21 protein-coding genes are annotated in these 22,597 nt (G+C 25.6%); 4 read left to right on the top strand and 17 right to left on the bottom strand.

Annotated elements, in window-relative coordinates; translation table 4 throughout:
• From EI91_RS03380 to EI91_RS03360, 5 genes are all read right to left on the bottom strand, one after another.
• A partial coding sequence (locus EI91_RS03380; protein ID WP_036453079.1) for a hypothetical protein occupies positions 1-535 on the bottom strand: 535 nt, incomplete at its 3' end.
• Between the two features lie 113 nt (positions 536-648).
• A complete protein-coding gene (locus EI91_RS03375; RefSeq protein ID WP_036453077.1) occupies positions 649-1,611 on the bottom strand; it encodes a hypothetical protein in 963 nt (320 codons plus the stop codon).
• On the bottom strand, positions 1,611-3,212 hold the full coding sequence (locus tag EI91_RS03370) for an Mbov_0396 family ICE element transmembrane protein (RefSeq protein ID WP_342666445.1): 1,602 nt from the start codon (positions 3,210-3,212) through the stop codon (positions 1,611-1,613). The genes EI91_RS03375 and EI91_RS03370 overlap by 1 nt, the downstream gene beginning before the upstream one ends.
• Positions 3,212-3,586, bottom strand: coding sequence for an Mbov_0395 family pilin-like conjugal transfer protein (locus EI91_RS03365; protein ID WP_036453072.1), 375 nt, complete (start codon positions 3,584-3,586; stop codon positions 3,212-3,214). The genes EI91_RS03370 and EI91_RS03365 overlap by 1 nt, the downstream gene beginning before the upstream one ends.
• Positions 3,586-4,362: a hypothetical protein gene (locus EI91_RS03360; protein ID WP_036453070.1), complete on the bottom strand. Its 777-nt coding sequence runs from the start codon at positions 4,360-4,362 to the stop codon at positions 3,586-3,588. Before EI91_RS03360 ends, EI91_RS03365 begins: the two co-directional genes overlap by 1 nt.
• A 619-nt stretch (positions 4,363-4,981) precedes the next feature.
• Here EI91_RS03360 and EI91_RS03355 point away from each other — a divergent pair.
• The 4 genes from EI91_RS03355 (at position 4,982) to EI91_RS03340 (ending at position 9,221) form a co-directional block, all read left to right on the top strand.
• Positions 4,982-6,091 carry a DNA methyltransferase gene (locus EI91_RS03355; RefSeq protein ID WP_051789193.1) on the top strand — a complete coding sequence of 370 codons (1,110 nt, stop codon included), beginning with the start codon at positions 4,982-4,984 and terminating at the stop codon, positions 6,089-6,091.
• A gap of 43 nt (positions 6,092-6,134) precedes the next feature.
• Positions 6,135-8,039, top strand: a complete 1,905-nt coding sequence (locus EI91_RS03350; protein WP_036453068.1) for a hypothetical protein — start codon at positions 6,135-6,137, stop codon at positions 8,037-8,039.
• 136 nt (positions 8,040-8,175) lie between these two features.
• Positions 8,176-8,958 (top strand): ParA family protein, encoded by a 783-nt coding sequence (locus tag EI91_RS03345; RefSeq protein WP_036453065.1) that lies wholly within the window; start codon positions 8,176-8,178, stop codon positions 8,956-8,958.
• A 53-nt stretch (positions 8,959-9,011) separates the two neighbouring features.
• On the top strand, positions 9,012-9,221 hold the full coding sequence (locus EI91_RS03340; protein WP_036453063.1) for a hypothetical protein: 210 nt from the start codon (positions 9,012-9,014) through the stop codon (positions 9,219-9,221).
• Between the two features lie 414 nt (positions 9,222-9,635).
• On the opposite strand, the gene EI91_RS03335 is transcribed toward EI91_RS03340, so the two are convergent.
• From EI91_RS03335 to EI91_RS03280, 12 genes are all read right to left on the bottom strand, one after another.
• Entirely contained in the window at positions 9,636-11,555 is a 1,920-nt protein-coding gene (locus EI91_RS03335; RefSeq protein WP_036453061.1) for a hypothetical protein, read from the bottom strand.
• Positions 11,556-11,658: 103 nt separating this feature from the next.
• A complete protein-coding gene (locus EI91_RS03330) occupies positions 11,659-14,253 on the bottom strand; it encodes a CCDC158 family protein (protein ID WP_036453059.1) in 2,595 nt (864 codons plus the stop codon).
• A gap of 8 nt (positions 14,254-14,261) precedes the next feature.
• The gene (locus EI91_RS03325; RefSeq protein WP_036453058.1) at positions 14,262-14,741 is read right to left on the bottom strand and encodes a single-stranded DNA-binding protein; all 480 of its coding nucleotides are present in this window, start codon (positions 14,739-14,741) and stop codon (positions 14,262-14,264) included.
• Between the two features lie 8 nt (positions 14,742-14,749).
• A complete protein-coding gene (locus tag EI91_RS03320; protein ID WP_036453057.1) occupies positions 14,750-15,361 on the bottom strand; it encodes a hypothetical protein in 612 nt (203 codons plus the stop codon).
• 10 nt (positions 15,362-15,371) lie between these two features.
• Positions 15,372-15,980 carry a hypothetical protein gene (locus EI91_RS03315; RefSeq protein WP_036453055.1) on the bottom strand — a complete coding sequence of 203 codons (609 nt, stop codon included), beginning with the start codon at positions 15,978-15,980 and terminating at the stop codon, positions 15,372-15,374.
• The gene (locus EI91_RS03310) at positions 15,980-16,312 is read right to left on the bottom strand and encodes a single-stranded DNA-binding protein (RefSeq protein WP_036453053.1); all 333 of its coding nucleotides are present in this window, start codon (positions 16,310-16,312) and stop codon (positions 15,980-15,982) included. Before EI91_RS03310 ends, EI91_RS03315 begins: the two co-directional genes overlap by 1 nt.
• A gap of 143 nt (positions 16,313-16,455) precedes the next feature.
• On the bottom strand, positions 16,456-16,899 hold the full coding sequence (locus EI91_RS03305; RefSeq protein ID WP_036453051.1) for a hypothetical protein: 444 nt from the start codon (positions 16,897-16,899) through the stop codon (positions 16,456-16,458).
• A gap of 12 nt (positions 16,900-16,911) precedes the next feature.
• Positions 16,912-17,844: a hypothetical protein gene (locus EI91_RS03300; RefSeq protein WP_036453050.1), complete on the bottom strand. Its 933-nt coding sequence runs from the start codon at positions 17,842-17,844 to the stop codon at positions 16,912-16,914.
• A complete protein-coding gene (locus EI91_RS03295; protein WP_036453049.1) occupies positions 17,831-19,879 on the bottom strand; it encodes a type IV secretory system conjugative DNA transfer family protein in 2,049 nt (682 codons plus the stop codon). The genes EI91_RS03300 and EI91_RS03295 overlap by 14 nt, the downstream gene beginning before the upstream one ends.
• Entirely contained in the window at positions 19,860-20,186 is a 327-nt protein-coding gene (locus EI91_RS03290) for a hypothetical protein (RefSeq protein ID WP_036453048.1), read from the bottom strand. The genes EI91_RS03295 and EI91_RS03290 overlap by 20 nt, the downstream gene beginning before the upstream one ends.
• Entirely contained in the window at positions 20,186-21,427 is a 1,242-nt protein-coding gene (locus EI91_RS03285) for a hypothetical protein (RefSeq protein ID WP_036453045.1), read from the bottom strand. The genes EI91_RS03290 and EI91_RS03285 overlap by 1 nt, the downstream gene beginning before the upstream one ends.
• 241 nt (positions 21,428-21,668) lie before the next feature.
• Positions 21,669-22,514 (bottom strand): hypothetical protein, encoded by an 846-nt coding sequence (locus EI91_RS03280; protein ID WP_036453044.1) that lies wholly within the window; start codon positions 22,512-22,514, stop codon positions 21,669-21,671.
• Positions 22,515-22,597 lie beyond the last annotated feature (83 nt).

Here is a 22,597-nt window from a genome sequence, read left to right as displayed (position 1 = left end):
TTGTAAAACCGTAACCATTAATTAAGGATGAAGATGGTAAAAAGATAGTATCATCATCACTAATATTATTTCCCATAATACTTAATTTATATTCGTCAAACATTTTGTTATTAATTAATTTAATTTCCATTTTTAGCGAGCGAGCAATTTTTTCATTCATTGAAATTTTTTGTTTTAATTCTTTTAGTGAAGCAGCTTTTGTTACAACTAAAATTGAAATTTCATACATTAAATTATTTTCAGCTGTAATTTTATCAAGTGTATATTGCATCGCTTCTTGTTCTACCATTTTACTTGATGAAGTGTATTTTTTATTTCCACTTCCGTTAATATTCATTTGATTGAAAAGCATACTTGCATTAAAAAGTTTTTGTGTTTGTTTTTCGTTTAGTGAAGTAACTTTAATTGTTACATCACTATCACTAGTAAAAATATCTTTTATTCAACCGTAATTTAATTGAATTGGAAGATTACTAATTTTTTGATATGTAATAAAAGTATCATTTATTTTAATATAGTTGGGTTTTACTAACACTTCATTAATTTCATAACAATCAATTAAATCTATCTTTTCTTTTTTGTTATTTTGCTTTTGTTCTTTAATAAGCTTTTTAGCTTCTTTGAAAGAAATTTTTTGTTTTTCTTTTGCTAGTTGAACCTCTTCTTTGCTAGTAAAAACTCATTTTTTCTTTCTCTAAGATAAAAAATATGAATTATTGAATTAACAAGTAAAAACAACTTTTCTTTTAAATTTTTATTTTTTAAAGTTTCTTTGTGAATTTTTTCTGTTTTTTGATTGTAAATATTTTCTTCGTACTCTTTTGCTTTTTCGCTAATTTTATATCCATGCATTTTTGCTACAAATTCAATTAATTCATCTTTTTCTAGCGTTGTTGCACTCATTCCTAGCATGTTAAAAGCATTAGTTATGTTTTGTGTGTCTTTATATAAAGTATCAAATGAATTACTGATTAATAAAATGTAATATTTGTCAATTAAACTTACATCTTCTAATTGTAAAAAGTTAGTTTGTGTTTCAATTAAATAATCTTGTAGTACTTCGTTACTTTCAATATTTTTTTCATTATTAGTAGCAGCATCTAAAATGAATTTGCAATTTTGCTCGTATGATGTTTTTTCTTTTAAACGAACAATTTCAAATCTTCCATTTATTGTTTCAATTTCATTTTTAAGACGTTCTAAAAAAGATTTAATTTCTATTTCATCACCGTTATAAATATTTTTTCCGTTAAATGCAATTACGCTTATTTTATTATTATTTTTAAGTACTAATGCATTGTGTCTAATTTCTTTGTAAGCAAAAATCATTTCTTTTTCGCTTGCTTTGTATTCTTTTTTACTAAAAAGATAAACAATTTTATATCAAAGCAGTTTATAAATTCTTGTTTTGCTTCTTGGTAACTTAATCATAAAAATTGCAGTTACAAGAAAATTAGAAATTGCAAAAATGCTATTAATAACTCTGCTTCCAGTTAGTTTTCAAAATATGAAAAAACTAATTATAATTGCGACTACAAAAACTAATATTTCATATATTGATAAACCTAATTTGAAAACTTGTTTTTTCTTCAAATCTTTTGAATACAGCATTATTTATTAAATACTTCCTTTCTTCTTAGTTTGCTTCTTTTTCTTATAAACTTAGCATCTTTTTCATTACCCATATCACTAGCAACTTTTGAAGCCTCTTTGTCTAGTTTTAAATCTGTATTTAACTTTTCAAAGTCTTCTTCGGTGTTAAGCTCGTACGTTTGTTTGTACTGATTTTGTATTTCTTGGATTGCTTTTACCTTGTCAAGTTTTTTCGCTTGTGCTTGTGCTTTGTTGTATGCGTTAAATGCATCTCGGTTTACTACGCTTTTTGTGATAAATCCTTTATTGTCTTTAAAGTTATTTTTCATAGCACCAAGACGATCGATTATTCCATATTTGTTTTGCTTCATTTTTTTATTCATTTTTGATAAGTCACCTATTAAACTTTTTGCGTTACCAACAATATTACCTGCTTGTGAACCGTAACGAATAACATTTCTACCAGCAGTAGCTGTACCTTTTGCACTTGCTTTTAACATTCCGCTAATTCCCGTGTTTTTAATTGCATCTATTCCTTTTCCAAGAACGCTATTTCCAAGTTTTTCTTTTGCTAGTGTCATTCCACCCTTACCAAGAAGAGCTTTTCCAGCAATAGCACCAGCTCCAAGCATCATTGATTTTGTCCCGACAGCAAATTTACCAATTTGTGATATTTCATTAATACTTTCACGCATTCCCAGTTTTTCACCAACAAAGCTCATAACAACATTGCTAATACCACCAAGTCCCATCATTCCACCAACAATTAGAATAATTTGGGTAATTACAACAACAATTTCATTATCAAAATCTTTGCGTACGTAAATCATTGCTTGTGAAATAAAGTTAGTAAAAATATTGATTGCAACAATATAAAAAAGAAGTGCAAGAATTTTTCCAACAACCATTTGTATTCACATACGCATTTTTTGCCCTTTGTCAATAACAGTAAAAACGGCAACTCATGGTGATACAACGAAAAGAAAGTAAATTTCTAGCACTTTTCCTACCGCACCAAAAATTGTCATTGCTAAAAATACAACCGAAAGAATGCTTACAACAAAACCAGTGATTGCAAATGAAATAGCATTATCCATTTGGTTTCGAATACTTGAAGGAATATCATAGTTATGTTCCATGATATTTTCTCAGTCAGTTTGGGATATTTCTTTTGGTTTAATACTTAAAAAAATACCGTCAGCTAAATTGTAAATACTATCTTTTTGCAAAGTTAACGCAAGTAGAGTTTTTACAGATAATATAAATAAAAATAATCCCAGAGCAACAAGCAAAATAAAAAGCGTATATTTGATGCTATTTCAAAGTAAGGTGGTATAACTAAATTTATTTGCACCTGTTTCGCGTACCACTTTGATAATACCGACAAGAAGTAAAATGGTAAAAATAATTAAGCTGGTTTTAAAAAATGCGAAAAATAAATGTGGTGCACCATTGTTTAAAATGTTGTCAATTGCTGTTTCACTATTTTCACCAAAAAGCATGTAACTAGGAAGTTCAAAACAAATTCAATAAAAAATGATAAAAAGATATTTTAAAATAAACAAACAAAGACGCGAGAAGCTTCACAGTAAATTAAAAATTATTGCAGTAAAAAACATTAATAGATATTTGATATGTTATTGCTAATTGATAAATTGTTTAAATTAGAAGCGAGAGTGATAAGTTCTTTTGTATTTTCACCATCACCGATTAAAGATGAAGTAATAAAATAAGCAATTGGATAAGCGATAACGCAAATTACGATACCAATAATCGCAAGAATTACACTTTTTTTGTGAAAAAGTTGTTTATTTGGTTCTTCGCTTTTTGTCATATGTACGTAATTAATCACGATATAAATTATCAAAATTACCACAATAATTGGTAATAAGTATTTTAGTACATCAAAAATAATCTTCATAACTGGATTTGCGATTTTTTCGAGAGCATTTGAAATGATTTCTGTTTCTTCGTATAAGTTTCTTGTAAACATTACACCTCCTTATTTTTTAAATAGTAATCTCAACCTAACTCACTAGCTAAACCATTATTAAAAATTTGCTCGATTAGGTTGTAATTTTTAGTAGTTTTTAACGTTTCTTTTTTATGCTTTAACATATCTATATTTATAAATTCTTGGTGTTTGCTTAATATATTAATTTCTTGTGAATTTGCGTTTAGTTCATTTTCATTAATATAGTTTTTTAAACTATTTAACTCAAAATTAGCATTCATGAAATATTCTCAACTTAAAAAATCTCTAAAATCAACACTTTGTGTTGCAAGCAAACTATCACCATCAAAAAACATGCTTAATGTAATTTGACTGTCATTTTCTTGTTCTTGATTATTAATCATTCCTAAGTTGTAATAAATGTTATTTGTATTTTCGTTGGTGATACTCATAAAAATGTATGTGTCACTTTTGAAAAATTTTAAATAAGAAGTTCTAATTAATTTTTGAATGTTAAGTTCTTTATCTTTTTTATATTTTTCATAATCTTGTTTTGCTTCCTTGCTATCTTTATCATAAAAACTTAAAAATTTTCTCAGTCACTGTAAATAAGAAATCATTAAATTAATTTCCTTATAACTATCAATTATTACCTTCAAGTTAAATTTAATTTCAAAAAGTATATCGGTGTTAATTTGACTAAGTTCGAGTGCAAAGTTTTCTTGCACTAAATTTTCAAATTTTAATTTTTTTAACTTTGTAATATCTTTTTCTTCTAAGATATTTTTATTTTCTTTTATATAGTCATTAACCATACTTTTAAAAAAGTCTTGATAAACATAGAAAAATATATTTTCATAATTTGGAGGACTTAAACTTGTTTGTTTAGAAAATTCTCTTAACTTGTTAAAAAATAGTGCAATATTTTTTCTATAAACATTAACAAGTTTAGGATTTTGAATTAATCTATAAATTGAAAATTTCTCTCTAATATTTTTGCTTAATGTTCCAATAGTAGGAAGTTTTGCGTTTTTATCAAGTACATAATCTTTGTTTCAAAAGAAAAGCTTATTTCAATCTATTTCTTCATTACTTTGTAAATCTAAATAATTATCATTATTTTTTGAATAAATGGTTTTTCCATTATAAATGTAAGTTACAGAATTTTTATGATTATCTTTTGAAACATCAATGCAACTAGATAAAAGTGTTGCAAAAATAGGGAGAATACTTAATAATATTTTCCTTATAAGAGTTCCTTTATTTTAAAGTTTAAAATAAAACTTTAACAAGATAATCGTAAACTAGTTATATTCGAGTATAACCGACCTTGCAATTTAATTATAACATATATTTTGTATATATACAAAATATATGTTATAATTTTTTTAGAAATAAAAAATATGATGAAAAGACCAATACTAATGGAGTAATATGGAATTAAATAAAAAAATAATTAATTTTAACAGTCTAAATAGCTACTTAGCAATGTTTCCTTTAAGTGTCCCGATTGACTTCATAGAAAAATATACTAAACCAAATGATTTAGTAATGGATAATTTTTCAGGAAGAGGAACAACTCTTTTTGCTTGTCGTCTTTTAAATAGAAATTTTGTAGGTAACGATTTAAACCCGTATGCATATGTTATTAGTAAAGCAAAATCTGTTAATGTAAGTAAAGAAAAATTACTCAAACGTATTACACAGCTAGAATTGGAGTTCAACAAAATAAATTCAGATGAATATCAGAAGATAGAAGAAGATTTTGAATATATTTATCACCCAAAAACATATCAAGAACTATTGTTTTTTAAAAGTAAGTTAGGGATAAATTATCTTAACTTAAATGATGTTGATATAACAATTATTAGTTATCTTTTTTCAATCATGCAAGGTAAGTCAAAAAAAGATAAAACTAGTGCGTATCTAAGTGTAGATATGGTTAATACCATTTCAATGACACCCAACTATATTAAAAAATATGTTAAAGAAAACAATCTTGAAATTCGTTACTATAACACTTTTGATTTATTAAGAGATAGAATTAAAAATAGATATATCGACTTTGAATATAAACCACAATTAAAATTAGAATATCACAATTCTCTTAATAATCTTTCTTTTGTTAAAAGAGAAAGTGTTGCATTTGTCTTTACTTCACCACCATATTTAAACATGGTAAATTATGCAAGTAGTAATTGAATTAGACTTTGACTTCTTGGTTATCAGCGTCAAAATTTAAAAAATGAAATTATACTTGATGATAAACATAACTTCACTAACTACTGTAATTTTATTATGGAGTATTTAGAAAATATTTACCCTAAATTAAAAAATGACGCAATTGTTTGTCTTGTAATAGGAGATGCAAAAGGTAAAAAACTAGCTATTGATACATGGAAAAAAATCAAAGATAATGTACCATATCAATTGGTAAAAATACACACACAAGAAATAAATGATAATAAAAAGGTTCTCAAAATACTTGATAGAAAAAGTGGTAGCACAAAAATAGATCGCATCTTAATTTTGAAAAAGATTTAATAACAGTATATTCTTATTGATAGAATTTATAAAAGGATGTTTTATGAATAATTTAATAAAAGAAGAAGAGTTACATCTTGCTTTATGGAACCCTAGGTTTGAAATAATAGGTAATTTAGAATTTGATTTTTTAAGTCAATTTAAAAGTGCAGACAAAAATTATGATTTGTATCACGAAATAGAACAAATGGTGTTGCTTTATAATGATGAAAAAGATGCTTTTGAAGAGCTTCTTAAATCAATTAGCAAAAAATTATATTCAGTCAATGAAAAAATACAATTAATTAAAAAAGATGATAAATACATTGTTATTGAAGGTAATCGTAGAATTGCTTGTGTAAAAATACTAGCTAATATTGAAAAATATTTATCAGCTTTATACAAATACAATGAATTAGAAAAACAAAAATTTAATAGTTCTGTTGCTGAAAAATATATTCTTTTTTATAATTTTTTAAAGAAAATTAAAGAAACGATAAATTGAAATTCAGAGCAATTTGTTAATTTAGAAAGTAAAAACTTTGCAGTTTATGATAATAATCAAGATATTTTTAACTCTTTATTTAAAAAGCACACTGGTGGTAAAAACGTAGGTTATTCATCTTGAAGTAAGGGTAAATATTACAGTGATATATATTTGATTTTCTTAAATGAAAATTGATATACACTTAAAGATATCGATGAAGCAAAAGTTGAAAGTCTTTTAAATAAAAGTTCAAAATCTTTATTTGAAGACTACACAGAAGCTTGCTTTCTTATTCAACAATTAAAAAATAATAGTAACTATTCGCAAGAAGAAGTTTTAAAACAATTATCTAAAATGAAACCTTCCGCTTTTTTGACTAAATTTGTTAGAATAACATTGAAAAATGTGTTATTAGCAATTAATCCTAATTTAAAAATTGAAGAATTTTATAAATTAGAATTTGAAAATCAAGGAAGACAATGAATTAATAAAGGACAATTTCAGCTTACTAATGTGCTAAGTTTTATTAATAGTTTAAAAGAAAAAGGTTTACAAACTACGCGATTTAAATACGAAAATATTGATGAGATGAAAAAATTATGTTCTTACCATTTAAATTTACATTATCAAAAATTAACAAAAATGGATTTTATTAATAAGTTTTCAACTATGAGTGAATTTGAATTAATTTCAATAAAAGAAAAAGAAGTTGAAAATGAAAACGTTGAAGAATTAATTAATCAAAGAATTTATCAATTTGATTTGTCTAAAACTCTTATTAAAACATTAAAATCTAAGCAAGTAGATGCTTTATTTGAATTGACAAATCAAATTATTCATAATTCTAAGGAAGAGGAAAATTCTTATTTTTTAAATGCTATTCAATCAGCAGTTAGAACAATGTGTGAATATATTCTGAAACTTATTTTAATTAAATGCTTTCAAACTTACCATACTTATAATTTAGAATTAAAAAAGGAATTTAAACAAAGTATTTCATGTTTAAGAGAAATGAAACAAAGCTTAGAGTTTAATAAGGAAGAAAACAAAAATAAAATACTAAGAGCTTTATTAGGTTCATATAATAACCAAAATATAAATGGTTTTAGTACTCTTTTTCATAATATTTTAAGTATTACACAAGATAATGAATTTAAATATCTTAAAGATTTAAAAGAAACAAAAGTTTTTAAAGATAACTTTTATTACTTTTTTAAGGAAACTTACTCTATCAATGATTTTTACAGTTTTTTAATCGAAAATATTTCTAAAATCAATGTTTTTATTCATAAGATTTACGTTAAAGACTTTGATACAACAACAAATTTAATGTGTGAATTGTTAAAAACTAATAATCAAATTCTTACAGATTTTGTTAACATTATAAATTCATTAGAAAATGGAAAAATAAACAAAATAGTTACTGAAATAAATAGAACAGCAAATATTGATTACAACGAAATTTTAAAATGAAATAAATAATTTTATTTGTCTAAAAGAAAGATTTATAAAGTAAAAAACAATACTTTAAAAACAAAAATAGAAGCGATTTGCTTCTTTTTTATTAATAATATTAATTATTATATTATCATATTCTATATTATGATATAATATAAGTATGAAAACAAAAATTATAACTTATTTAAATAATAAAGGTGGAGTATTAAAAACTACTTTAACAAGTAATCACGCAGTATATTATGCTAAGCAATCAAAAAGAGTTTTAATAATTGACACCGACCCACAAGATAACATTCGAGAAACGTTTAATATTAAAAAAGGAAAGCACGATTTATATGATATTCTTTTTAGGAATGTTTCTTATAAAAAAGCAATTATCAAAACTGATTTTAATATTGACTTTATTAATAGTTCAATAAAGTTGTTTGATTTTGATGAACTACTTATTGAAAAAATAAACAACAATGAAAAAGTTTATTTATTTACAAATTTAATAAATGATATTCTTGAAAAAAAAGCATATGATTATATTTTTATTGACACATCACCAGCATTAAGTAATCTTTTATATAATGTGCTTCTTGCAAGTCAGTACTTAATTATTCCTTATAATTTAGATTTTTCATCAATAAAAGGAATTCAAGCAGTACATGATTTTATTAATAAGTCAGCTACAAAAAATTCAAAATTAAAAATATTAAGTTTTGTTGCAACTGATACAAATTCACGTTCAAAAACAGAACAAGAATTATTTGCAGTTTTAAAAGAACATTACTTAAACCTAAACTTTTCAAACAACTTCATTAAGCATTCTTCAATACCGCGTAGTGCTACTTTAATTGGTAACAAACCGTTTTTAATGTTAAATGGAAATTATGCTTATAAAAAAGTATTTAATAATTTTTACGATGAAATAGATTTTAAGATTAGATTTGACTAATGATAGTATAAAATATGATAAAATCGTATAATATAATATATAAAAGGAGAGACATGAAATCACTCAAAGATAGAATTGAAAATATTGCAGAAAACACAGAAACTAAAAAAGTAGAAGTTGATGGAGGTAAGAAGAAAGCGATAGCAATTACCTTATCACAAAAAGCACTTGCAAAAGTTGACTACATTCAAAAAAACTTTTATCCAGTTATGAACCGCTCGCAAACTATCGAGCAAATCATATGGGAATATACTAAAAAGTAGCTTATTAATTTTTAGAGTAACAGCAAGAAATAACAATAATTTCTGACAAATCTTTGTCAGATTTTTTAATACAATAAATATCATAATATATGATAAGATATGATAAAGTAATATGTAAAATACTAGCAAAGATTAACATCTAATCAAAGTTGTACTAAATATTACATTCTAGCTTTTGGTAATTTAAGTTGTAATAGCAGTATTTAAAAGCAGCTATTGAACGCTTTAACAAGTTTAGAGTAAGTATAACATCATTGCATTTTTGTTAGTATAAAATAGTTACTATTAATATTTGTATAACATAAACATCAAATATAGTAAATTTACAAAAACAACATTTATTAAATACTTATATTATAAATTAATATAATATTATATTTTATATGATAATATGTTATATTAAAAAAGCTAGAATTAACTAGCTTTTTGTGTTTCTTTTCATTCATCGTAAATTTCATTAATTTTATCGTATTCGTATTCACGTGGATTTTTATATTTTGATAACGTAGCTTGAAAATCGTCATATCAAATTAAAAAGTTTTCTGTAATAAATTTATCGTTTCTTTCACGAATTAAATTATTTAAATTTACTTCATATGTTTGAAAATAATCTTTTTCTCATTTATCATTGACTGTTAAATCAACAACCTTTCATCTTCCGTCTAGTCACACCTCGTTATATGCGTGTCCGAAACCTTGTGGAAATTGTGGTGCTGTTTGCTTGGTATCAACGCTAATTAATCTAACAGGTTTATTAAGAAGAGTTAAGCTCATTGACAGATTAGTAGCATACCCGTTACACATTAAGCTGCGTTCATTTTCAAAAAGTGCAATAGGACTTTCAAAGTGATTATCATTATAATTTTTTATTGTTTTATATTTATCATTTCTATAAAGTGGATTAGTTAAATATAAGGAGTTACTTGTAATGTAAATGCTAAGAGCTTTAATAATTTGTTCATCACTTCAACCTTTTTTAATAATTTTAGGAAGTACTCTTTTTCAGTTTTCAATAAATTTAGTAATTTCTTGGTAGTTATCTTTTCCAGTTTTTAATTGACGAAAATTTAATGCATTATCAATAAAAAAGTTAGGTTGTGTAAATAAGTCATTCAAGTAAATATTATAACTACTATAAGCACTTGCATCAGAATATTTTGAATATAAACTTTCACTAATATCTTTGTATATTTTTAGTTCATGTTTATAGCGTTCAAAATGTAATGCTTTTAGTACATCATTTCTTTCTTTGCTACCTTCTGGGTATTTTTTATAATCTTGGAAAGCAATTACATCTTCATCATGTATTTCATCAATACCTTCACTTGGTTCAAATTTAATTCATTTAATTGATTTGTAAAAACGAATTCATTTAGCTACATATTCTAAATTTACTCATGGACTAGCTGTTTCGCTTACATATTTTTTTGGTGTGGTGCTGAAATTATCACTGTCATCAATTCCTCAGCTAATTTGATTGTTTTTATCGTAATTATTTTTAACAGCTGCAATCATTCATTTAAGACGATTTTCAATTTGCAATCATATTTTATCGCTTGTTGTAAAATATTCTTCTAACTGCACTAGTTCTGAAATTAATACTTCTTTTTGAAATTCTTTTTGTAACTCATAACTAATATAATCACCTAATGCGTATTTATTAGCTCATTCTTGTTTTAATTGCTCTAATTTACTTTCATCAGTAAAATAAAATTTTTTCATTTCATCTATTGTTTTTACAATATTGTTTCAGTTGTATGTAACATTAAAAAAGTTATCTCTTTCGTCATCAAAACTATCTTTTCCTGCGAAATTAATTAAACGTGCATATTCATCTTTCATGATTTTTTTTCACGTTGCATCAGATGATAATTGTAAGCTATTTTTTAAAAGTTTATCAAGTTCTTCAATATCAATTTTTCGTGAAATTTCATATTTAGATTTTTGTCTGTCTTCTTCTACTGTTGTAGTATTTAGAGTAGCTTGATTTTTTTGGTTATTGTTGGTATTTGCATTGTTATTATTGGGTTCTATATTATTTTTATTTTCTTGTTTTGCAATGCTATTATCTTCTTGAATATTTTTTGCTGGATTAGTATTTGTTTGTGGTTCTTTTGTTTTTTGATTATTTTCTTTTGTAAGAGTAGCATCGTTTAAATTATTTTTTTCTACAAGTGTTACATCTCTTGCGTTTACTTTGCTATCGCTTTTTTCTTCATTAACTTTTTCTGTTTTTTTTGCTTGTGTTTGATTTTTAATAATTAAATAACTGCAAATAGCTGTCGGGATTGCTAAACCAATTAAAACAGGTAATATAATTTTTGCTTTCTTCATGATAACTCCTAGTTATATAATTTTTATATATAAAAATTATATAACTTTTTATAACTTTTTATCAAAAATAAAAAAATAAGAAGCAAGCTTCTTATTTGTTTTCTTAAATTTCTTCAAATCAAGCATTAACAATTCTTGGTACAAAGTATTTAACATTAACCCTATCGTCATCATTAAAAAAGTAAGTGTATTGTTTTGAATATTGTCTATCATTTTCTCTGTCTGGAATTTTAAAATCAAATCTACTACTCATATCCAAATCAATATTTTTCATACTTTCTTGATTACCAACCGGTACTGTAATCGGAATACCGATACTAAAGCTGGTAGGAAACATTAAAACATTTTGATAAGTGTATTTTGTAAAGTAACCATTTCTTTCACTAGTAGTAGTTGGATAACCACTTGGACCGGCTGAACCGGTAGGAACAACATGGGAACCATAATAACCATCAAAAAGTGACAGTAAAATACCGTTTTTATCATTATTTTTATTTGTTGGATTAGAAACTGACATATTATCAATACTATAATTATTAAAAGAACTTGAATAATATATTATTTTATCAGAAGTCATATGTGCTATTTTAATATCTCTTGTCATACCGTGTCAGTCAACAGTAGCTTTAATATCCACTTCTTTACCAGCAGGAATTTGATTTTTTACATCATTAATTTTAATTGTAAATTTAGAATTGATAAAAACAAATTCATCTTGAATAGTTTTTTCAGCATTTTTAATGAAATAATCTTTTTCATCATACTCAATTGGGATTGCAAGCTTAAACTTATAACTTGAATTACTTGTATCAACTGATGGTGTTGATGAACTTTTTGCAAGTTCTTTTTTCAATCTTTCAATTTCATCATTTTTTTCTCTTATCAATGTATCTTTTGTTCCTAGTTGCATTGTTAGGCTAGAAATTTTATTTGTTAATTCTTGAATTTGACGCTCTGCATCTGCATTTCCAGAATTAGAATTTGATAACTTTCTTTTTACATCTGTAAGTTCGGTACCTTTTTCATCAATTTTTGTTTTTTGCTTATTAGCAAACTCTTTCATTAACTCTAACGAACCAGTAGCAATTTCAGTAGTTTTTGCAATATACTCTTTTATTTTTGCTACTTTGCTTTCAACAGTAGTTAAATCAGCATCTTCTACAATTGCATTTGCATATTCTTGCATTTTTGTTTTTAAATCATTAAATTCACTATTATCTTTAAAAGTTTCAATAATTTCACTGATTTTTGCTTTTTGTACTGCAAACTTTTCTTTTACAGAGCTGATTAAAGCATCATAATTTTCTGCGTTTTTTGTTTTATTTGCATCAATAACTTTTTCTTGTATTTTAGGTAATAACTGAGTAATAGTGCTTGCAATTTCGTTAGCACCAATAAATAGCTCTTTTGCTTGTTCGATTGTTCTTGGTGCTTCTTTATTAACAAATTTATTTTTTAAATTTTCTAACTGCGTTTTTTCTTCGCTAAGTTCCTCATTAGTACTTGCAACATCTAAAAGAGCATCAAGAGTAGTTTTTACGCTATCAAGTGATAATTTTGACTTGTCTTGATATTCTGTTTCTAACTGCGTTTTTTCTTTTAAAACTTCCGAAAGTTTTGTTGCATATTTATCAATAATTTCTTTTTGTAATGCTGTTAGATTTTCAATTGCTGTTTTTGAAGTTTCGATAAAATCATTTACCAAAATTGGATTAAGCATGTTATAACTTCCATTAGTTTCTGCATCAAGTTTTTTATGCATTGATGCTTCTACTTCTTTATCAATTGCATCAATTGATTTAGCTAATTTGTCAGATAACTCTTTTGCTCTTTGTTTTAGTGATGTTTCATCCTCTAAACTCATAAAAAAGCTATATTCAGCATTTGCGATTTTATCAAACATCATTTTAGAAAAATCAACACCATCTTTTACTTTTGCAAGCGTTGAAATTTGATATTTGTAGTTTTCGAGTAACAAGTCTTGTAGTGAACTAATTTTTAAAGCTTGCTCTTCATTTTCTTGTTGTAACTGTGTTTTTTCAGTTTTTAATTTTGCAATTTCTTCATCTTTATCAGCATTTTCTTTTTCAAGTCTTTGTATATTTACATCTAATAACCTGATTGTCATGTTATTTTCGTCTATTTGTGCTTGTAAACGTGTTTTTTCTTTTCGTGTCTCTTCACGTTCCTTAGTTAGCTGATGCATTAACGCTTCTTTTTGTGCTATTTCTTTTGTTAGATTACTTTGCAATTCATCAACTTTTTTCGTTAATGCTTCATTTTTTATAATTTCATCAGCTAACTGATTTTGTAAAACTTCTTTTTCAGAAGTTAATTTCGCTATCTTTTTCTTTAATAAAGATATTTCCTCTTCACCACGAGCAATATCCTCTCTAAGTTCAAAAAGAACGCTACCTTTTTTTGCATCAATTTCATTTTCATTAATGCTATCATTACCGACAAGCACCATTAAATTATTTTTCTTTTCTTCTAATTCATGTTGTCTTTGTTTTAATAATAAGTTAGTGTCTTGCAATTCTTTTAGAATTTTTTGAAGTTGATTTTGAATTGTTGTTAATTCATTTTTCATTTTGCAACCTTGTGAAAGCATGCTTGGAATTATAATTGCACTTGCAATACCTAAACCTAAAATTGTACCTGCTATGATATTCTTCCGTTTACGTTTATTTTCTTCCATATCTTCCTCTATCTAACTAAAATAGTTTCTTCGTTTTTGTTTTGCTCTTCCACCATCTCTTCTTCATCTTCAAATAGGTAATTTTTATTTTCACTTACTGTAATTGTTTTTAAATTTTTAAAATCTTTTTCTGTGTCAATTATTGCATCCTGTTCTTTTGCATTATTACGCTTTCTTCAAGCTTTGTATTCTTTACTTTCAAGCATTTCAAACTTATTAATTTCAAGTTCCATTTCAGCATGGTTGTTACCATTTTTATCTTTGTAAGATTTAAAGCGTACTTTTCCATCCAGCTTTAATAAATCACCTTTTTCTACCATTTTTGCAAAGTTTTCTGCATTTTTATTTCAAATACGAAATGGAATAAAATCTGTTTTCCCTTCCGCTATTTCTACCGCAAGTGTTGTATCTACATACGGTACGTTATCATTTGTATGTTTAAGTTCAGTAACATGTGCTACTCTTCCAGTTAATATTGCTAAGTTCATTTTTTCTCCTATCTAGTTCTTTCAACTTTTGCTTCTAGTTTTTCGTATTTTGCATACGCTCTTTTATCTAGTTTAATAACTTCATCAACGTACTGATTAAAAATTTCATCTTCGTTTCTTTCAATCAGTTTGTTCCCGTCAGCACTAAGCTGATAGAATGTATCTTCCTTTAAACCGTTAATTAATTCATTTACAATTTCTAAGTCATGAATATCTTTTATAGTTAATAATTCTAAACTTTGAAATTGTTCTTGCAGCTCATCATCGCTGTAAATTTCGTTTTCGTTTCTATAAAAATCAAAATCATCTTCATCCTGCACTTCATTTTCAAAAACTTTTGTTTCATCATCATACATTTTTCGTACCTCTTCTTTGCTAAGAGGTTCTAATTCATATTGTGGTGTAAGCTGATAATAATCATCATGTTTTTTTAAATTTTCATATTCAAGTCTAATTTTTCATCAACTTGCATCTTTTTCATAGTCAGGATATTTTTGCTGATAAAAATACTCTCAGTTTTCTGATGAAAAAATGTTGTTTTCGCTTAATCAGTCATCAAAAGTCATTAAGCTGTATTTTTGTGCTATTTCATCAAGCACGTTAGCTAGTGTTTTTTTCATTTTTTCCTTTCTAGCAAAAAACTATTTTTTTCTTAGTTAATTCTTCAATATCTTTTTTATATTTTGTAATACGTCTTTGATATTCTTGCTTAGCTTCTTTGTTTGTTAAAAGAACTTCATTAATATATTCATGATTTTGCTGATATAACTCTCTTATAGACAGCTTTTTTAAATCATTTTTGTGATAGTATTCACCATAATACAATTTAAAATTTGACGTGTATAAATAAGTAATTCGCTCTTTATCATCTAAATCAAAACCAGCTAATTTCACCTCGTTTTCAAATTGTTGTTGTTTGATTACACAGTTGTTTGCATTTCAACTTTCTTCTTGCTTGGAATTTTCAAAATGCGGTTTACTAATTTTTTTAAGCGGTAATACTTTAAAGTATTTTCCTAATTGATTTTCTTTTGTAATTAAAAAGTAATTTGCGTTTTCATTATTAATTAAAAGCATTGCTTTTTTTAAAGCTATTTTTAAATTAGAACTAACATAATTAATTTTTTCTAATCTTTCACCTTCAAAAATATCTTTTCTTTCTAATCAATCATCAAAACTAATTAAGTTGAATTTCCGTGAAATTTCATCTCTATCTAAAAAATTTAAATCATCAAACATTAACTTTTTTCTTCACTTTCTGTTTTTCTTTGTTTGCGATATTCTCTATATTCTTTACTTTCTAAGATTGAAAAGCTATCAATTTGTAAGTAAATTCTTTCAATTTCTGCGTTGTTAGATTGATATTTACCATATCTAGTTTTTCCTACAATTGAAATTAAGTCACCTTTTTCTAATAGCTTTGCAAAACTTTTTGCATTTTCGCTAAATAGCATAAAAGGTATGTAATCCGTCATTTTTTCATTAATTTGCACCGCTAGTTGATTACTAACATAATGGGTATTTTTTCCTTCTTGTAAAATTACTTCTTTTGCAATTCTTCCGCTTAACATTGTTAAATTTATTTTTACTTTCTTGCTTAACACACAAGAGAGCACACATTTTTTAAAGGAGCTATATAAGTTATTTATGAGGTTTAAGTTATTATTATCGTGAATTTAAATGTATGCTCTCTTGTGCGTTAAGCTCAAAATTATTAAATTAATGCAATATCTTTTAAGATAGTATCTTCTGTGATATTTGCACTTTTTATAGCTATAAAATTATTAATAGTAAGTGGACTTTTTGCGTCAAAGTAATTTAGTAAAAAATTCAGTGCATTAATTTTCATGCAATCTTCTAAAAAAATTTCAATACTTTTTTTGTAAAATTCATTTTTTGATGCATTTTGTGAAATTTCTTTACTAATTCTTAAAAAATCAATTTCATCAAAAATTGAACTTCCTTTTTTAAATAGTTCTAAATCGTTTAAATTTTCTAAATACTCTTTTAAAAATTTTTGAAAGTTACTTTTGATGCTTTTATTTACATCAACTTCATAATTAATAAATTTTTCAAAAGCATCATTAAGAACATTAACTGAACCATGCTTATAAAAAGGTTTATTTAAAGAATATTTAAATTTACTTTTTTTATCCATATTTCCCTCTTTTTAACTACTTAGTTGTAGTTCTTTTTTAGTTTTTTCTATTTTTTTAGCAACTTCTCTATAATCTTTTTTTGCTTCGTTTACAATTTTTTTTAGTTTTGTTGCTAATAAGTAAGTAATTCATAATAAAACTTCTTGAATTGAATAAATATCTAAATTTCAACTAGCAATTATTTTTTGCAAGTTATCAATTTCTTTTTTGTTAGTAGTAGCTTGTAAATTCAGATGCTTTACTAAAAGCATTACACAAATGTAATTTGCTACTTTTAATAAAATGTTAGTTTTATCTTCTTCGTAAAAAGTAAAATAACATTCGTTGTTAACGATGCTCTTAATTTCTCTGGTTAGCAAAATTTCACATAAAGCGTTTAACAAAGAATTAAAATGCATTTGAATTGATTTTGCAGTACGATTTAAAAAGATATATGCAACAACTTTCTTTTGAATAATTGTTTCTTCATTTTGATAAATAATGTGGTACCCTAATTTCTCAATTCCCATTTCAAAATCCACAATTTGAATTTCCACTTTTTCTTCTTTAACAAGATTTTGTTTTTTCATAAAAGCTATTTGTGTTCTTTCAGCTTTGTTTTGAAAATAAAATCTTTTGTAATATAAATATTCCATAATAAAATTAAAAGTTTGTTTTTCATTATCAAAATCAATGGTGTTAGCAGTATCAATCTCACAAGATTGCTCTCAATTTACAAAATTTTTATCACTTGAATAAATTGGAAGAATTTTTGCATCATCTTCATCACAAGCATTAAAATCTTTTCATTTTAAGTTGTTATCAAATAATCATAACTTAGTAAAAAAATATGCATTTATATCGTTAGTACTAGCAAGATATTCAATAAAATCGCTAATTTTTCAGTTACTGATATTTTTTAGTTCAAAAATTTTTAACATTTGTTTAAATTTATCTAACGTCATGCTCTTCCTTTTTTAATTTACTAATGATAATTTCTAAACTTTCTAGTGCATTTTTATATCCTTCGAAATTAGCTTTTGGTAATTTTAGCTCTGCTTTTCCGTAGAATTTATACGCTTCTTGAATTGCAAGATTAATTTGCTTGCTGTTTTTTTGTGAAGAATAGGTTTGTAAATCATAATTAGTCACTTCTTTACTTGCTAATTCATTTTTACTTTCAAGTATGTACTCTCTATCTTTTGCAAAATAACTCGGAAACTCTTTATACGCTAAACGCGATTTAATTACAATCGGTTTGTTACCAGCAAGTAACACAATCATTTTGTCAGCTTCTTTATTTTTAAGTTCATCAACGCTCATCAGTGGTTTAGTTTCAATTGAAAAAGAATTCGAACCACCCATTTTTGTTCCTAGTGAATAATTCTCACTCTTTTTACGTATTTCTTTGTCACCCATTTTGGTAGAAATTTCTTTTAAAGTGTCTATGTTTTCACTAGCAAGCATATAAGTTAAACCAGCATTAGATTGAATAATTTTATTTTCACCTTTGTGTGTTCCATATTTTTTTAACTGTTCGTAATCTTGAAGTACCATTAAAAAGAAAATGTTTCTACTACGTGCAATTGAAATTTTGCTATCAAATTTGGGTATTGGTGGTAATGAACCCATTTCTTCAAGAATAAACATTAATTTTCTTTCTAGTTTCTTTGCTGGAAGATGATTAATGTATTCAAGTGATAGTTTGTAAATTTGATCGATTAAAACACTAACTAAAAAATGAACTCTGACTTTTTCGTCCGGAAATTTAATAAACACAGCAAAAGGTTTATTTTCATTATTTGCAATCAGCTGTTTAAAATTTAATGTATCTTTGCTTGTGACATTCTTCACTTCCGAGTTTTGACTAAATACTAAAATAACACTTGCTAGGTTTTTTAAAATACCACTTAATGTAGTTTCTGTAATTTGTGTTACTTCTTCAATTTCGGTAGCAATATCATTTCAATAAATATCAGTGTATTTTAGTTTCTCTGATATTTCTTTTCATAAGTTATTTGTAAATTGATTGACACCAAGCATTTTAGTAATGTTGCTAAGTAAAAACATTTCTTTTGGAAAAGGTGTAATTTGATATTTTTTAAAGTTTTCGTTTTCAAGTGATAAAAGCAATCAATACTTTAAAATGGTATTTGCAATTTGCTTTGCACTTTCAACTCAGAATTTATCACCCGAGCTATCACCTCAATCAAGCGATGCTACAACCTCTTGTAAATAAGTAAATGCTTGCGAGTAATCTTTATCATTTAACTCTTGAAATTTCTTGCAGTGAAGCGTATCCCATGCAATTTGTAAAGGGTTTCAAAATTCACTTTTAGTGTAATCTTCTAAATCAATAATTTTAACTTCATAACCATTTTCAACAAATAACTTTCCAGTTTTTGTAATTAATTCACCTTTTGGGTCGGTTAACACAAAGTTTGGACGTTCTTTAAAATCTAGATTAACATTGTAGAAGATATTAGGAAATAGGACACGTTGCGTCTTACCACTTCCAGTTCCACCAATAACAACAGAATGAATATCCTTTTTATTTACCGTTCATTTAATTTTATTGTTTCGGAATTTCTTTCAATTAAAGACTTTTTTAAAAGAAATAACTCAGTTTGCTTTTTTGTTTGTTAAATCTAGTTCTCTTGCATACTCTTTGTAATCACCAACAAGATATTCGTTGTATAGGTAATTAGAACTTTCGTTAATTGTTACTTTACTTGAATTGCTTTTCGGTGCAAATCAAATTCAATGAATTAAAGTTATTAATGAAATTGAAAAAGGTAAAAAGTACATTAAGAAGTTTTGGTGTTTTGTTAAAGTCTTTTTGAAGTAGTATATGATGTTATCATATTCAAAATGATGTATTAGTTGTTTGTAATAATACGCAAGCATCAAAATAAAAGTAACTAGTAAAAAAGAAAGCACAAAAATAAATAAAAGTAAGATAAACCTTAATAGAATTTGTTTAACTTTTTGTTTTTTCATAAATCACCTTACTAATTTTTTTAACAATTTTTACATCTTCTAAAATTTGCTTTATAGTTGGTATTTTAGTAATCTCATTTAAAATGATGTTACAAAATCAATTTATTTCATCTTTGTTTCCGGTTGCATCAGTTTGATAATCAATGAAAATACAAACGTATGGTTCTTGTCTATAAAATATTCTTCTTTGTTTGGTAACAAAAATCATTCCGTAATACTCGTTTAAAAATTCTTGTAATAAGTTACATAGTTCTTTCCCTAAACGCTGTGAAAATCGAAAGTATAAAATTGCTCTTAATTGATACATTAGCTTTTAATAACAGCTTTCATAATTGTTGGTGAATAATTATTAATTGAATTTAAAAAGTTTTGCATAGCTCTAATCCTTTCTGTTTTCATCATTTGTAAATCTTCATAGCTTAACAGTCTAAAAGCAACTTTTTTTACATACTTAGACTGCATGATTGTTTTAATTACTTGATTTGCAAGATAAATATCACGTTGGTGTTTTTCTTTGGAAATAAAATCATCAAGTTCATCAGCTAAAATATCACTCCCATTAAAGCGGTGTCAATTAGCTTCTTCTTGCATTTTGTTAAGTGCAACATTTCATGATTTAATAACTCTTGATTGTTTGCTATTGTCACTTTTTAAGTTAGCAGCAATCTGGATAAGTTCTTTTTGTACTCAAAGTTTCTGATTTTTAAATGTTCCTTTGTTAGTGTGAATTTCTTTTTTTAACAAATTAAACCTTGTATTAAATTCTTTTTCACTATCAATCTTGATTTTGTTTTCTTTGAAAGTATCTTTTACCATTTTCTTGGTATCGTAATAATCACTGATTTTTAACAAACTTTCTTCATATAGCTTCTCACCAGATGAAAACTTGGTAAGTTCTTTTTGAAAATTCTTTTTTAGATGCTGTAAAGACAATTTGTTGTATTTCAAATACTTTCATTGATTAGTATTTCTAAAAAGAAGCAAATGTATATGTGGAAAATTAGTATTTCCATGTATTGCGTAATAACCACTAATTTCTTTTTCAGAAAGTTGATTATCAATCAAAAATTCACGCATTACGTTTGAAAGCATTTCACTAATAACTTGCTTGCTAAAAACGTTAGCACGAAGAAACTTATCACCACCATTAAAAACAAAGTCTAAATATTCTGTTCTTGGATTATTTCGTTTTAATGTTTTAATAGCTTGTTCTAAATCAGTACTTTTAACATCTGTGTCAAAAAGTTTATATAAACCACTTTCTTCATTCAAATTCTTATTATTAGCTTTTACAAATGAATGAAAATACTTAACCTTGTCTTCGTAATAATAAGTTCCAAATTTGCTTTTAAACTGTTCTACAATTTCATCGTTTGATAAATTCTCTTGTACGATAGCAGCACTTTTTCTTGTGATATATCGAAAGTATGTACCGCTTGTTAGATAATTAACATCATGAACTTCTAAATACTTGGTTCTCTTACTTGTTGTACGATTGGAAATAAAATCAATTCCCACATAGAAGTTCTTACTATCTGTACTATGCATATAATCAAAAAAGCAAAGAATATTTAAGCAATCATTAAACATTAGTAAAAGTCTCTTGAAGAAGAGTTAACACTCTTCTTCACTTTTCTTACTTGTCAACCATTACCTATAACTGAAATATATGCGTGTTTAAATAACATATTTTCAAATATGCAATATTTATAAACGCAAAGCATTATAAAAAAGTTTCACTCTTTCTTCGTCAGCTAATATTTATAATTCCTTGCTAGGTGTTTTAAAATTAAAAAGAAAATCTTAAAAAAGAAAAATCTTTTAAAATTAAAAACCTTTTTGTTTCAAAATCATTTTTACGTATTCACTTTTTAGTGTAGCGAAAAATTGAAGAACTGTTTTTTCTTATTCATTTTGGAATAAGTTGAAAGAAACGATAAATCGAACTATCGCTTTTTAGTATCTTTCTGAAAAGAGAATTTTGCACTTGGTGAATTGTGTCGTTAAAATATTCTCTTTTGCAAATTTGTTTTAAAGTTGTCTTATATTTTTTGTTTTTTGAATTCCTAGTAATTTTTTTTAAAAGTATGAACGAATACAAAGACTTATAACCGTAAGTTAGTAAAAACTTTCATTGACTAACACTTTTGATGTAAATACCATCAACTTCTCCTGTTTTGTTAGAAAGTTCACTAATTGCAAATGGTGTAAAGTAAATATCCTTTCTTCTTTTTCCTACAAGATTAATAATTCCTTTTTCGTTTAAACGTTTTAATATTTTTTGAAAGTTACATGCATCCATTTTTAAAATAGGTGCTATCAGCTCTTTTTTTACTTTCTCTTTACCTTCGTTAGTTAAGTTTCATAATAGTCCTAGTGTTACCAAACAATTACCCATGATACCGTTAGTGTTTAACATTTCATAAAATGTTTTTGAAAGAAAAATTTGCTTAGCTGCAATCTTCGGTAAATTTGTGGTGTGTGTTTTAAAGATTACGGACTTTTTATATTTCTTTTCAAAATCCAAATTAATTTGTTCGTTGAAAGATTTTTTTAATCAAAATTTTCGAAGCTCTTTTTCCGATAAAGTTGACATTCATTCTTCTTCGAGTAATATGTTTGAATAAGCACCCATGAATTACCTCCTTAAATTTGTAAACAAAAGAGCACCGTTTGGTGCTCTTTCATATCCTGTGGTGACTTATACTTGACAACATC

Source organism: Mycoplasma buteonis (genome assembly GCF_000733865.1).
GTDB lineage: Bacteria > Bacillota_I > Bacilli_A > Mycoplasmatales > Metamycoplasmataceae > Mycoplasmopsis > Mycoplasmopsis buteonis.
The sequence above is the reverse complement of the archived record's forward strand: the minus strand, read 5'-3'. Positions and strand labels throughout refer to the sequence as shown.